This window comes from Candidatus Methylomicrobium oryzae (genome assembly GCF_016745425.1).
In the GTDB taxonomy this organism is placed as follows: domain Bacteria; phylum Pseudomonadota; class Gammaproteobacteria; order Methylococcales; family Methylomonadaceae; genus Methylomicrobium; species Methylomicrobium oryzae.
This window is the reverse complement of sequence record NZ_JAERVK010000001.1, coordinates 254,898-268,307: the sequence shown is the minus strand read 5'-3', so window position 1 is coordinate 268,307 and position 13,410 is coordinate 254,898. Positions and strand designations below refer to the sequence as shown.

Annotated in this window: 15 protein-coding genes; 11 read left to right on the top strand and 4 right to left on the bottom strand. The window is 58.1% G+C overall.

Translation table 11 applies throughout. The features are described 5' to 3' along the window. Positions 1-70: 70 nt before the first annotated feature. The 8 genes from JJL52_RS01335 to JJL52_RS01300 all read left to right on the top strand — a co-directional run bounded on the left by JJL52_RS01335 (position 71) and on the right by JJL52_RS01300 (position 6,795). Positions 71-679, top strand: a complete 609-nt coding sequence (locus JJL52_RS01335) for a 5-formyltetrahydrofolate cyclo-ligase (protein WP_202050579.1) — start codon at positions 71-73, stop codon at positions 677-679. Next, entirely contained in the window at positions 676-1,863 is a 1,188-nt protein-coding gene (locus JJL52_RS01330) for a type III PLP-dependent enzyme domain-containing protein (RefSeq protein ID WP_202050578.1), read from the top strand. Before JJL52_RS01335 ends, JJL52_RS01330 begins: the two co-directional genes overlap by 4 nt. Before the next feature lie 28 nt (positions 1,864-1,891). Then, positions 1,892-2,887 (top strand): zinc-dependent alcohol dehydrogenase family protein, encoded by a 996-nt coding sequence (locus tag JJL52_RS01325; RefSeq protein ID WP_202050577.1) that lies wholly within the window; start codon positions 1,892-1,894, stop codon positions 2,885-2,887. A 331-nt stretch (positions 2,888-3,218) separates the two neighbouring features. Further along, positions 3,219-3,488 (top strand): hypothetical protein, encoded by a 270-nt coding sequence (locus JJL52_RS01320; protein ID WP_202050576.1) that lies wholly within the window; start codon positions 3,219-3,221, stop codon positions 3,486-3,488. 213 nt (positions 3,489-3,701) lie between these two features. Then, positions 3,702-4,805: a Do family serine endopeptidase gene (locus JJL52_RS01315; protein ID WP_202050575.1), complete on the top strand. Its 1,104-nt coding sequence runs from the start codon at positions 3,702-3,704 to the stop codon at positions 4,803-4,805. Between the two features lie 89 nt (positions 4,806-4,894). Then, positions 4,895-5,170: a Rho-binding antiterminator gene (locus tag JJL52_RS01310; RefSeq protein ID WP_202050574.1), complete on the top strand. Its 276-nt coding sequence runs from the start codon at positions 4,895-4,897 to the stop codon at positions 5,168-5,170. Between the two features lie 169 nt (positions 5,171-5,339). Beyond that, positions 5,340-5,939 (top strand): GNAT family N-acetyltransferase, encoded by a 600-nt coding sequence (locus tag JJL52_RS01305; RefSeq protein ID WP_202050573.1) that lies wholly within the window; start codon positions 5,340-5,342, stop codon positions 5,937-5,939. Then, entirely contained in the window at positions 5,929-6,795 is an 867-nt protein-coding gene (locus JJL52_RS01300) for a carbon-nitrogen hydrolase family protein (RefSeq protein WP_202050572.1), read from the top strand. The genes JJL52_RS01305 and JJL52_RS01300 overlap by 11 nt, the downstream gene beginning before the upstream one ends. Positions 6,796-6,899: 104 nt before the next feature. Here JJL52_RS01300 and JJL52_RS01295 read toward each other — a convergent pair whose 3' ends face one another. The 4 genes from JJL52_RS01295 to JJL52_RS01280 are packed head-to-tail and all read right to left on the bottom strand — an operon-like array spanning position 6,900 to position 11,394. Further along, positions 6,900-7,436: a M23 family metallopeptidase gene (locus tag JJL52_RS01295; RefSeq protein ID WP_202050571.1), complete on the bottom strand. Its 537-nt coding sequence runs from the start codon at positions 7,434-7,436 to the stop codon at positions 6,900-6,902. 41 nt (positions 7,437-7,477) lie between these two features. After that, a complete protein-coding gene (locus JJL52_RS01290; RefSeq protein ID WP_336885024.1) occupies positions 7,478-9,937 on the bottom strand; it encodes a spermine/spermidine synthase domain-containing protein in 2,460 nt (819 codons plus the stop codon). After that, entirely contained in the window at positions 9,934-10,671 is a 738-nt protein-coding gene (locus JJL52_RS01285) for a protein-L-isoaspartate(D-aspartate) O-methyltransferase (RefSeq protein ID WP_202050570.1), read from the bottom strand. The genes JJL52_RS01290 and JJL52_RS01285 overlap by 4 nt, the downstream gene beginning before the upstream one ends. Before the next feature lie 51 nt (positions 10,672-10,722). After that, positions 10,723-11,394 carry a protein-L-isoaspartate(D-aspartate) O-methyltransferase gene (locus tag JJL52_RS01280; protein WP_202050569.1) on the bottom strand — a complete coding sequence of 224 codons (672 nt, stop codon included), beginning with the start codon at positions 11,392-11,394 and terminating at the stop codon, positions 10,723-10,725. Between the two features lie 270 nt (positions 11,395-11,664). On the opposite strand from JJL52_RS01280, the gene gcvH reads away from it, so the two are divergent. The 3 genes from gcvH to JJL52_RS01265 are packed head-to-tail and all read left to right on the top strand — an operon-like array spanning position 11,665 to position 13,405. Further along, on the top strand, positions 11,665-12,051 hold the full coding sequence (gene gcvH / locus JJL52_RS01275) for a glycine cleavage system protein GcvH (RefSeq protein WP_202050568.1): 387 nt from the start codon (positions 11,665-11,667) through the stop codon (positions 12,049-12,051). 50 nt (positions 12,052-12,101) lie between these two features. Continuing rightward, on the top strand, positions 12,102-12,473 hold the full coding sequence (locus tag JJL52_RS01270) for a diacylglycerol kinase (RefSeq protein ID WP_202050567.1): 372 nt from the start codon (positions 12,102-12,104) through the stop codon (positions 12,471-12,473). After that, complete coding sequence (locus tag JJL52_RS01265) at positions 12,470-13,405, top strand: carbohydrate kinase family protein (protein ID WP_202050566.1); 936 nt, start codon at positions 12,470-12,472, stop codon at positions 13,403-13,405. Before JJL52_RS01270 ends, JJL52_RS01265 begins: the two co-directional genes overlap by 4 nt. Positions 13,406-13,410 lie beyond the last annotated feature (5 nt).

Here is a 13,410-nt window from a genome sequence, read left to right as displayed (position 1 = left end):
GCCGCGATACGGTTCAAAATAACCCCGAATTTGTGTATGATCGCTCGTTTTCGCAACGAAATTGTGGCTCATGCCTACCCGTAAAGCTCAACAGCGCCGCGCCGCTCATCAGGCCCGCGACCGGCAGACCGACAAGGACACGCTCAGCATCGAAATCTGCGCCCGCCTGATCGCTCGGCCCGAGTATCGGACGGCTTCCACTGCGATGTGGTACATCGGCTGCAAATCCGAGGTCGGAACGCTGGCGGCCCTGCGCAGCGAACTGGCCGGCCGCAAACGCATCGCGATTCCCTACTGCACCGTGGACGAACACGGACGGCGCAAGCTCGGCCTATGGCATCTTGAGGACCTCTCCGAACTGACGCCCGGCACCTGGAACATTCCGGAGCCCCCTCAGTCGCGCCGGGGTGAAGCGGAAAAAGAAGTGCCGCCTGCCGAACTCGATGTCATCGTCGTTCCGGGCGTTGCGTTCGACCGTAACGGCGGACGCCTCGGCAACGGAGCCGGTTATTACGACCGCCTGCTGGCAGAGGTCCGGGAAGATGCGGTGTTATTCGGCGTCTGCTTCGAGTCGCAGCTTCTGGATCGGATCGAAACGGAACCGCATGATGTCCCGATGGATTTCGTGGCCACCGAGAAAGGCCTTTACGCCGGCAAAGGCCGGAGAGCGGCGCGATGAACTTGCGCGCGATCAAGGCCGCGCTGCCCTCCTCGCCCGCGTTCGTGATCGACAGGGATGCGCTGCTCGCAAACCTGCTCGCGCTGGCGGAGCTGAAAAAACACAGCGGCGTCCGGGTTCTTTATTCGATCAAATCGCTACCCCTGTCGCGGGTATTGCAGGAGGCAAAACCCTACGTCGACGGTTTTTCGGTCAGCTCGCTGTTCGAAGCCCGGCTCGCGCGGGAAGTGCTGCCGAAACCGGGCGGCATCCATTTGACGACGCCGGGCCTGCGGCCCGACGAGATAGAGGCCCTGGGCGCCCATTGCACCCATATCGGTTTCAATTCGCTGAGCCAGTTTCGGCGCTTCGCGCCGGTGCTGGACGGAAAGGTTTCAACCGGCTTGCGGGTCAACCCGAAATTATCCAGGCTGAACGATGTCCGCTTCGACCCCTGCCGGCGGCATTCGAAACTCGGCGTTCCGATCGAAGATCTCGCCAGCCTCGAATCCTGGCAGGGCATTGCCGGCCTGCATCTGCATAACAGCTTTTCGGCGACCGGCTACACGACATTGACCGAAACCCTGCAGAAAATCGAAGACTGCCTGGGCGATAGACTGGAGCAGCTGGAGTGGATCAACCTCGGAGGCGGCTATTTATACGGCGGAATCGCCGACCAGCGGCCGTTCATCGATGCGGTCCGAAGACTCCGAAGCCGCTATGGCGTATCTGCTTATATCGAGCCGGGCAAAGCGGTGGTCGGAAATGCGGGCCACCTGATCGCGACGGTGCTGGATGTTTTCGAAAGCGACGGTAAGACCGTCGCGGTTCTGGACACCAGCGTCAACCATCATCCGGAAGTATTCGAATACCAGCGCCGGCCCGATCTGGCCGAAGCAGCGCCGAACGGCGGCTACCCGGCAATTTTGGCCGGCTGCACCTGTCTGGCCGGCGATCTTTTCGGCGAATACCGATTCGCTGCACCGCTCGCGATCGGCGACAAAGTCGTATTCAAGCATGTCGGCGCCTACAGCTTGATCAAGGCGAACCGCTTCAACGGCTGCAATCTGCCCGATATCTATATCGCCGGCAACGATGGACTGGAATGCGTGAAGCAGTTCAGCTATGAAGAATTCCGCAATCAATGGCGCTGCGGCCGGGATTTACCCGAAGACGCGAAAAAAGACGCCGCCGTGACGGTCTAACATCACTCACTTATCCGGAGGAACAGCCATGAAAGCCATCCTGATGACCGCCGTCGGCGGCCCCGAAGTCTTGTCCCTGCAAGAAATCGCCGAACCGCAGATCACCTCGCCGACCGAAATCAAGGTCAAACTGCATGCGGCCGGCGTCAATCCGATCGACACGAAAGTTCGCCGCCGGGGCGTGTTCTTTCCGAACCCGCTGCCGGCGGTGTTGGGCTGCGACGGTGCCGGCGAAGTGGTCGCGGTCGGTTCGGCGGTGGACCGTTTCAAACCCGGCGACAAGGTCTGGTTCTGCCACGGCGGGCTCGGCCGCGAGCAAGGCAACTATGCCGAATATACGGTGCTGGACCAGCGCTGGGCCGCCCCGATGCCGGTGGCCTTGTCGTATGCCGAAGCGGCTGCCGCCCCGCTGGTGCTGATCACTGCCTGGGGCGCGCTCTTTGACCGCGGCGGCCTCGAAGCGGGCCAGACCGTGCTGGTCCATGCCGGCGCGGGCGGCGTAGGCCATGTCGCGATTCAATTGGCGAAACTGAAAGGCGCGCGCGTGATCACTACGATCAGTTCGGCGCAAAAGGCCGAGTTCGCTAAAGCGCTGGGCGCGGACCATACGGTCGATTACAAAACCGAGGGCGGTTTTGCCGAGGCGGTCAATCGCCTGACCGACGGCAAAGGCTGCGACCTGGTCTTCGATACGGTAGGCCCGTCCGTTTTCGAAGAGAGCATCCCGGCCACCGCGCATTTCGGGCGCCTCGTCACGATTCTCGAGCCCGGCGCACTCAATTGGGGCGAAGCCAGAATCCGAAATCTGCTGATCGGTTTCGAACTGATGCTGACGCCGATGCTGCGGGATTTGCATACGGCCCGGGACAAACAGATCGCGATGCTGAATCAGTGCGCTGAATGGGTCGATCAAGGGCGGCTAAAGATCCATCTCAGCCATCGGATGGCGCTCGAAGATGCCGCTCAGGCGCATGAACTCATCGAAGCCGGCCACACGCAAGGGAAAATCGTATTGACCATGTGACAGGGAAAATCGTATTGACCATGTGACGTAAACCGGCAGCCGGTGCCGATAAAAAAAGGCGCTTAACCTGGTCGATTAAGCGCCCATATCCATAACAACATTGGAGTGAGGAGGAGAAAATAATCACTCTGTCCATAGAGTACGTAATCTATTAAGCATCTTTAATGCCAATATCCCTCATTTCCCCTTCACCACCCACAAAGTCAGTGCCCGGAAGATGAAGCCCTCACCTGCCCTGCCGGCACAGGATCGGGCAACGTTAACCCGATCAAGGCCGCGGCTTAAACCCATGACATTAGGTTAAGCCGTCATCCGGGCAGGGTCCGCCGGAATGACGCATCCCTTCCCCTCACTTGATGGCATCGAGCTTGAATCCATAAGCTGCATCGCTGACGCAAAGCGCCCCGAGCCCATCGGTTTCCTCGATTTACTTGTCGATTTTGCCCAATTGTGGTGCATTTATCACATTTTTGAGGCGGATTTAATATACAGCTTTGCATCGAATCCCTTCAAACAAGGATGCCCGATTAGTCCGCCCCCTCTTCGTCTGCCGGCTGCCGCAGAATTTTTGAACTGTTATAAAACTGGGTTGTTTATTTAAGATGAAAGCGACTTCGCGAAATTGTAATCGGTTGAATCCGAAAGGCAAGTCGGCGGCTGAGCTAGAACCGGCTATCGATAATCCGTTTCGGTAAATCCCGGGGATTCAAGGTTAAGTCGGTTTTCCGAGTTTTCTTTAAAAAACTCAGGATAGGCGGAGACGGTTCGAGTGGATCCCCCCGGCATCGGTAAGAACCTTAATCAGGAGCGAAATATGAAAACGAAAATGATCCGTTTTTTCCAGGCCATGGCGCTATTACCGATGTTCGCAATAGGCTTGCCCCGGGCCGAAGCGGCGGCCGTTCTCCCTTTGGCGAATAATCCCTTGCCTGAGATGCTCAAAAAAGTCGTTCCCGGCGTGGTAAATATTTCGACCCGGACGCGCATCCGTTTCGAAGAAAATCCACTGTTCAGGGACCCGTTTTTCCGCCAGTTTTTCGATATCCCGAACATGCCCCTGGAACGGGAGCAGCAAAGCCTGGGCTCGGGAGTGATTATCGACGCCGGCAAAGGTTATATCCTTACCAACAACCACGTGATCGACAAAGCGGACAAGATCACCGTCACCCTCCAGGACGGCCAGAACGTGGACGCGAAGCTGGTCGGCAGCGACCCGACGACCGACATTGCCTTGATCCAGATCAAAACCGGCAATCTGGTCGAATTGCCCAAAGGCAATTCCGAGCAGTTGCGGGTAGGCGATTTCGTGGTCGCAATCGGCAGCCCTTTCGGCCTGGGCCAGACCGTCACGTCCGGCATCGTCAGCGCCCTGGGCCGTACCAGCCTGGGTATCGAAGGTTACGAAGACTTCATTCAGACCGACGCATCGATCAATCCCGGCAACTCAGGGGGAGCCTTGGTCAACCTGAACGGCGAACTGGTCGGGATCAATACCGCGATCGTAGGCCCCAGCGGCGGCAACGTCGGCATCGGCTTCGCGATTCCGATCAATCTGGCCAATCAGGTGGCCAATCAGATCATCCATTTCGGCAAGATTCAACGTGGGCAACTGGGCGTCCAGATCCAGGACCTGACGCCGGCCCTGGCCAACGCATTCGGGATCCGCCAGCAGCACGGCGCAGTGATCGCCGGCATCGTTTCCGGTTCGGCGGCCGAGAAAGCGGGACTGGAGCGCGGCGATGTAGTAACTGCCGTCAACGGCCAGCCGGTGGAATCGGCCACCAAGCTGCACAATCAAATCGCCTTGATGCAGGTCGGCGACCAGGTCAGCCTGGACATCCTGCGTAACGGAGAAGAACTGAACATCAAGGCGCGAATCGGCAAGACGGTCGCGGCAAAGCGGTTACAACCTTATTGATTCCAGCCGGAGCCCGCAGCCGGCAGATTCAGTTCTGGCTTGTTACAGCGGGCTCCACTTACCCATTAGATAATCGACGGAGTACAGCCATGACCGAACACATTATTTCCTGCGACCTTCACGACTATATCGAAGTGGCCTGCATGCATAACTACCGGGTCGAACTCGTCTTAAAAGGAGGCGAAGTGATCGAAGGCAAGGCGCTTGACGTACTGACCTCTCCCGAAAAACGGGAGTTCTTAGTGATCGACAACGGCGGGCAAAAGCAGCAGGTTGAGCTGACCGAGCTGCACAAAATGATTGCATTGACGCCGAATGCGTCGTTCAACGAAGTTGAGTTCAAAGCCCGATCTCAGGGCGGTTGATACAGTTGAAAAGAAAATGCCCGGTATCGCGTGGCCGAATGCCCTGTTGAGCGATTTGCGACTGGGAGCAAATCCCGTGTTTCGATAGGGCTAAATCGGACGGGGCTGCGCATTCGCGCCTAGGCTTTGGTAAAATATTGCCGTTTTTTCACATCGTTTTAAACCATTCATGTCTAACGCCATTCGCATCGAAAGATTTAGCGGCAAAGCCATCGAACCTTACATCAAGGAATTGGCCCGCCTCAGAATCCAAGTATTCCGTGAGTTCCCGTATCTGTACGACGGCACGTACGAATACGAAGAAAAATACCTGCAAACCTATCTGAACTGTCCGCAAAGCGTGATCGTGATCGCGTTCGACGGCGACAAAATCGTCGGCGCGTCGACCGCGATCCCGATGCAGTACGAAACCGAAGAAATGCAGCGGCCGTTTATCGAAAACGGCTATAACCTAAGCGAAATCTTTTACTGCAGCGAGTCGGTGCTGGACAAGAATTACCGCGGCCTCGGCATCGGCGTGCGCTTTTTCGAAGAACGCGAGGCGCATGCGCAGGAACTGGGCGGCTTCAAACACATCACCTTCTGCTGCGTCGAACGTCCGCTCGACCATCCGCGCCGGCCGGCCGATTACGTGCCGCTCGACAAGTTCTGGAACAAGCGCGGTTATGTGAAACATCCCGAACTGAAGACGACCTATCTCTGGAAAGACCTGGACGACGCCGTCGAAACCTTGAAACCGATGACCTTCTGGCTGAAACATGAAAGTTAAGATCGCCGCCGCCCAATACGACATCGGCTTCCTGGAAAACTGGGATGCCTACCGGCAGAAGATCGAGCGCTGGGTCGATGAGGCCGCCGCAGAGGGCGCGAAGATCCTGCTGTTTCCCGAATACGGCAGCATGGAGCTCGCCTCGCTGTTCGGCCGGGAAGTCTACTCCTCGCTGAGCAAGCAGCTGGCGGCGATGCAGTCTCAGCTGGACGGCTACATCGAACTGTACCGCGGGCTCGCTCAGCAATATGGCTGCTATATCCAATCCGGCACATTTCCGGTCCGGATCGAAGGCGAGGTTTACCGCAACCGCGCCTACCTGTTCATGCCGAACGGCGAGTTCGATTATCAGGACAAGGTAATGATGACCCGCTTCGAAAACGAGCAGTGGCTGATCAACAGAGGCCTCGAGCTGAAGTGCTTCGACACCGATTACGGCCGGATCGCGATCAACATCTGCTACGACAGCGAGTTCCCAATGCTGGCCCGGAAACAGGTCGAAGCGGGCGCGAATCTGATCCTGGTACCGAGCTGCACGGACACGCTGGCCGGCTATCACCGGGTCCGGATCGGCTGCCAGGCGCGCGCGCTCGAAAACCAGTGCTATGTGGTGCAGTCGCCGACGGTGGGCCTCGCGCCCTGGTCCGAAGCGGTGGACGTGAACATCGGCGCGGCGGCAGTCTATACGCCGGTCGACCGGGGTTTCCCGGACAACGGCACCCTCGCGATCGGCGAACTGAATGCGGCGCAGTGGGTGTTCGCGGAAATCGACATGGATCAGATCGCGGAAGTGCGCAAGAACGGCCAGGTGTTCAATTACCGGGATTGGCCGCTGCAGCATGCGGCAAGCCTTTAGCTGCGGCGTATCCGCAACCGGGAAATTCGCGGCCTATAAAGACCTGCCAGGTTTTAAAAACCCGGCAGGTCTCTCAGAACCGCTACCTTCACCTTTCTCATACCCTAACTCAGATAATCCGCAGGGTTGAGGAAAAACATCAGTTTCCATCCCTCCTCTCGGTCGGAGTAGCGGCCGAAGCGGGGAATTAAGCTGATAATCGAGTAATGCAGATGCGGCGGCCTGCCGCGGGCATTGCCGGTGTTCCCGACCTTGCCGACGACGTTTCCCTGGGATACCCATTTTCCGGCGCTGACTGCGGCCGAATCCAGATGCGCATAATAGTGCAGCCGCCATTTCGGATCGAGTATCGCCAGCGCCTTACCCCCCAGGTTCAATTCGCCCTGGAATACCACCAGCCCGGAAACCGCCGCCAGCACGTCCGTTCCGCGCGAAGCGAAAATATCGATCCCTTTATGGACGCCGGACGCTCCCCAATCGGGGTGCCAGAAAGACCTCGGGTTCCAGTCCCTGGAAGTTGCCCCTTTGACCGGAATAACGATGTCTTGCTCAAAAAAAAGGCCGATGCCGAGCGGAATGAAAATCAAGACCAGGAAGGCGAGTCCAATCCCGAGTTTGCCTCTTTTGAATCGAACAGCCATAAACGCGTACTCTCGGCCGGATAAACGAAAATCGGTTCGGGTTAATCCTTCCGGGTTAATTCTCCTCCGGAATCAATCACCGGTAAACAAACCACCGCAGTCAGGTAAAGACCAACCGCAACCAGAACCACCGCATTGAACCCGAAGTGTATCGCAATCAGCGTGGCAAAATTCGCGCTGATCACCGAGGCGAAGCCGTTGACGCCCCATGCCCAGGGAATCAGTCCGGGAGACAGCTGTGCAACGCGCTGCAGGCCGAGCGGAAACGGCATGCCCATCGCGAAGCCCAACGGCAGGATCAGCAGCACCGAAACCAAGATTTTGAGCGAGTCGGCCTGATGCAGAAATACGCCGGTCAGGTGGTTGAAAAACAGAATATAGCAGAGCGCCAGCAGCGCAATCCCTGCGATCGGGACGAACTGGCCATGGCGCTTGTCCGTCAACCGGCGCGATGCCGCACTTCCGAAGCTGGCCGCCACCAGAAAGGAGCACAGTACCACCGTGACCGAATAAACCGGATGGTGCAGAAACAGGATGAATTTCTGGATAAAGGCGATTTCGATGAACAAAAAAGCGTTGCCGAGCAGAAAAAAGTAGCCGATGCTGCGCCACAGACGGGTCGAATAGTCGGGCAGCCCAAGCCTGCGCCTGCACAGCCACATCGGCAGCCCGATGAAGAGAGCTGCCGCCAGCACCGCCTGCAGCGCGCCGGCAGCCAGAATGATATAGCCGGATTCGAGCAGCGAGAGGCCGCCCTGCCCGTACAGCGATAGGATTTCGGGCAAGGTGGTCCATTTGAAAAACTGGAAAAAATAAGGACGGTCGTCGGTGGCGGGCTCGATCGCAAACTTGTAACGCTCCAGGTAGGATTCGCGTTCCGGGCCGAGAATCCGGAGCGCACCCTGATAATAATAGGATTCCGGCAGCTGATTGAAACGGTTGGTTTCCGCTTCGGTGACGCCGGGGTAATAATCGATGTCGAAACTCCGGTCCTCGCAGAAAGTTTTGAGCGCTCCGATGTCCTGCATTGTGACCCTGCCGTTCTTGACCAGCAGGGTGCTGGTCTGCCAGCCGCGGATCAGGATCATTTGCCGGCCGGGCTCGGGGATGCCCGACAGCTCCAGCGCGATAGCAGCAGTCGCGAACAGCTTCAATGCGTCGCGGGGCGGCATTTTGGCCCAGCGGGTCAACGCCAGATAGCCGCCCGGCTGCAGATGGCGGATATATTCCTGAAGCGCCTCGACCGTATAAAGATAGTTTTCGCTCAACGCATACAGACCGGCCGAGGAAGCCCCGAAGGCATCCATCAAGGCGATCTGGATCAGGTCGAAGCGCTGCCGGGTGCCGGCGACGAATCCGCGCGCTTCGCCGATGTGCAGCCTGAGGCGCGCATTCGTGAAGGTGCCGCCGCTGAAGGCATCGAACCGGGTCTTGATGTAATCGATCAGTTGGCCGTTCAGTTCCACCGCGTCGACCGACGAAACGCCGAACCGTTCGGCCTGCAACAGATCGCCGCCGGTGCCGACGCCCAGGATCAGCAGGTGTCCGGGTTTGTTCAGGTGATAAGGCAGCGCGGACGTGGTCTGGTCCAGGTAAGAGATCGTAGCCGGATCACCGTTATAGCGGGTCAGCGCGGACATATTGCCGGCATCCGAAAAGACGGCATATTGCTGGGGCGGCTCGCGGTCCGCACCCAGGCTGAGGCCGGGTGCATAACGCAGCGGCGTGACGGTACTTTCGGCCACATCGGTAAAGGCGATCGGGTTCGAGAAACTGTCGATAATCCGCGTACCGGGAATGCGCAAGAATTGCCGCAGTTCCTTGTAAGGCGAAACGTGCAGTGTTTTCCAGTCCGAAGGCGCAAGCCACAGGAAGGCCAGCACGGCGGCAGAGGCGCCCCAAACCCATTCGGCCTTTTTCCAGACGATCGATACCAGAAAAAGCCCGGCAACGTTGATTACGGACAACGCGATCAGCGCCTGTCCGGGCGACAACCGAAGCAGCAGGCCGATAACGGCCAGACAGCCCAGCCCCGCGCCGGCCAGATCGGCCGCATAAATGGCGGGCACCCGTCCACGGAACCGGAATAACGTCAGACCGATCGCCGAGGCGGCAAAAAAGAACGGCAAAGACAGCAAGAGATACAGCGTCAACAAGTACAACGGCTGCAGGGGCGACCAGAAAAGCTCGGCCGGATTGAACGGCAGCCGCTGGCCGATCCAGAAACAGCCCGGCGCCGCGAGACTGAACAGCAAAATGCATCCCGGAAAAATCCGTTCGAAACGGGCGTTCAGCCAGCCTTTGCAAAATCCCAGAAAAACCCCGCTGACGCCGTAACCCAGCAAGGCCAGGCTGATGATCATGTAAGCGAAATGATGCCACTGAATGATCGAAAACAGCCGCATCAGCAAAATTTCATAACCGACCGATGCACCCGAGACCAGTGCGATCAACAGCGGCAGACCGCGGAAACCGTTTATCGCGCCGGCAGCCCGACTCACTGATGGGTCCCGGTCAGCGGCACGAAAGACACCGGCAGCAATTGTCGGGTCTTGACCTTCTGATCCGGGTCTTTTTCGACCAACACCAGCTGCTGCACATTGAAGCGGTCGCCGACCGGGATCAGCATGCGTCCCCCGGGCTTCAGCTGCTTGATCAGGGGCGGAGGAATATGGCTGGCGGCCGCGGTGACCAGCACCGCGTCGAACGGCGCCGCTTCGGGCCAGCCGTAGTAGCCGTCCCCGGTACGGGTGTGAATGTTCGCGAGCCCGAGCTTGGCGATCCGTTCGTGAGCGGCGGCGGCCAGAGGTTCGACGATTTCGATGGTGAACACTTCGGCGCCGATCGCGCCGAGCACCGCGGCCTGATAGGCCGAACCGGTGCCGATTTCGAGCACTTTGTCGCCGGGCTTCGCATCGAGCAATTCGGTCATCACCGCGACGATATACGGCTGCGAAATGGTCTGGCCGTGGCCGATCGGCAAAGGGCGGTTCTGATAGGCATACGGCTGCATTTCCTCCTCGACAAACTGGTGCCGCGGCACGGTGCGCAAGGCGTCCGCTACCTCTGCGGACAAGCCTTTGCGCCCTAAAAGTCCGGCGGTCTGCGCCATATTCGCTTCGATCTCGGCCACCATCGCCGCGCGCTGCCGCGCGTAGGCATCGGTTTCGGCGCGGGCGAAACCCGCGAAGAAGAACAGCAATATCGCAGTCCGCACACAGGTTGGATAGATCATGGCGAAGCGCTCCTTCCTTCGGATTTAGCTATGCGACCTTTGCGCTTGCGATTAGTGCCATCTTTTCGAATGGTCCTGATCCACCAACGGGACAAAGGCGACATCGAGGATTTTGCTGAGCTTGTTGGCGCCATGCTCCTGTTTTTCCACCATGATCAACTCCTGGTGTTCGAAAGGCCGGCCGACCGGAATCACCAGCCGGCCGCCCGCTTTCAACTGCCCGATTAGCGGCTCGGGAATATAAGGTGCGGCGGCGGTGACGATCACGCCGTCGTACGGGGCCTCCTCCGGCCAGCCGTCATAGCCGTTGCCGGTCTTCACGTGAATATTCCGATAGCCGAGCTTTTCGAAACGGGCTGCGGCTTCGACGCTCAAGTCCTCTATCACCTCGACCGTATAAACCTGCTCCGCCAGGAACGACAGGATTGCGGACTGGTAACCCGAACCGGTGCCGATCTCCAGGATCCTGTCGGTCCGTTTGGCACCGAGCAGATCGGTCATCAGCGCAACGATAAACGGCTGAGAGATGGTCTGTCCGTAGCCGATCGGCAAGGGGCCGTTGTCGAACGCCATCGGTTCCATCTCGGGCGCGACAAACTGCTCGCGCGGCACCTTTCCCATCGCCGCCATCACCTCCGGCGAAAGCGCTTTGCGGCCGGTCAAAAAGGCAGTGGACAGCGTTTCCTGTTTGATGTCTTCCAGCATGCGATGAATATTTTTCATAGGACAGTGACCCGAAAAATTGACATAGGCTTAGACCTCGGCGTCCAACAATATACTCGCTTCAAGATTACGGCCGGTTAAATCTTCGCGCCATCAGACAAGTGGCAGGTTTCGGGAGGCGGTCTTGCAGCGGAGCGGAGCTGCCCCGCTAACGTTTGCCCCGGCTTGGTAGAGAAAGCTCGCGTTTAAATGGTATGATGGGCACAAAGCGAACGTCTGGCGCAGGCTTGCGCAGCTTAAAGATTTTATAAATGATCAGGAGAGGACGAGATGAGTGATTTGCCGAACAGTCTGAAATATGCCGCGACCCACGAATGGGCCAAGCTGGAAAACGGCAACGTGGTGCGCGTCGGCATTACCGATTTCGCGCAGCAGGAGCTGGGTGATCTGGTATACGTCGAGCTGCCCGAGGTGGGCCGCCAGGTGAAAGCCAAGGAACAATGCGCGGTGGTCGAATCGGTCAAGACCGCCTCCGACCTGTACAGCCCGGTCACGGGAGAGATTGTCGAGGTCAATGAGTCTTTGTCCGACAGTCCCGAACAAATCAATGACACACCCTACGAAACCTGGATTTTTTGCGTAAAAACCGCAGAGGCTTCCGAACTGAACAACTTAATGGATGCCGATGCCTATCAAGCGATGATCGAGGCCGAATAAGCGCCCCCGGACTCGTCGATCCGTTTCAAAACAATTTTTTATGGTAATGCATGGCGTATCAAACTGAAAAAGGGTTTAAGCGCATCCTCAATGCGTGCAGCTTTTCGGCGGCCGGATTCAAGGCCGTCTGGACACATGAAGAAGCCTTCAGGCAGGAAGTATTGATATTCCTGGTCACCACGCCGCTGGCGATCTGGCTGGGCCAAACGCCGATCGAAAAATTGCTGCTGATCGGCAGCGTGGTACTGGTCTTGCTGGTCGAGCTGTTGAATTCGGCGATCGAAGCGACCGTCGACCGGGTCGGGCTGGAACGCCACGAGTTGTCGGGCCGGGCCAAAGACATCGGTTCCGCCGCCGTGATGCTATCGCTGGTCTGGGCAGCCATCACTTGGACTTACATACTAATAGGAGTTAAATCATGAGCGCACTGATCTGCGGTTCGATGGCCTACGACACGATCATGGTCTTCCATGACCGCTTCAAAAATCACATCCTGCCGGACAAGGTGCACATCCTGAACGTGTCGTTCCTGGTGCCGGTGATGCGCCGCGAATTCGGCGGCTGCGCGGGCAATATCGCCTACAACCTGGGCCTGCTCGACGAAGATCCCTTGATCATGGCGACCGTCGGCCACGATTTCGAGCCCTACATGCAATGGCTCTGCCAGAACGGTCTGTCGCGGGAATTCATCCGGATTCTCGACAACCATTACACCGGACAGGCTTATATCACTACCGACGAAGACGACAACCAGATCACCGCGTTCCATCCGGGCGCGATGAGCGAATCGCATCTGAATTCGGTACCGACCAATCGGGACGATATTACGATCGGCATCGTATCGCCGGACGGCAGAGACGGAATGGTGCTGCATGCGGCGCAGTTCAAGGAACTCGATATTCCGTTCATTTTCGATCCGGGCCAGGGCATTCCGATGTTCGACGGCGAAGAACTCCTGACCTTCCTCGACCAGGCAACGTGGGCGGTAGTCAACGATTACGAGTCCGAACTCCTGCAACAGCGCACCGGTCTGACGCTTGCGGAACTGGCCGGGCGCGTCGAAGCGTTGATCGTGACGCTGGGCGCCCAAGGCTCGAAAATTTATACCCGCGGCCGCTGCATCGAAATTCCCTCCGCCCAGCCGAAACAATTGCTCGACCCGACCGGCTGCGGCGACGCCTACCGCGCAGGACTCCTGTACGGCCTGATGAACGAATTCGACTGGGAAGTGACCGGCCGGATCGCATCCTTGATGGGCGCAATCAAGATCGAACACAACGGCACGCAGAACCACAGTTTCGACATGGAAATCTTCAAGCAGCGCTACCGTGAGAGCTTCGGCGCCGAGTTCTGACCGAC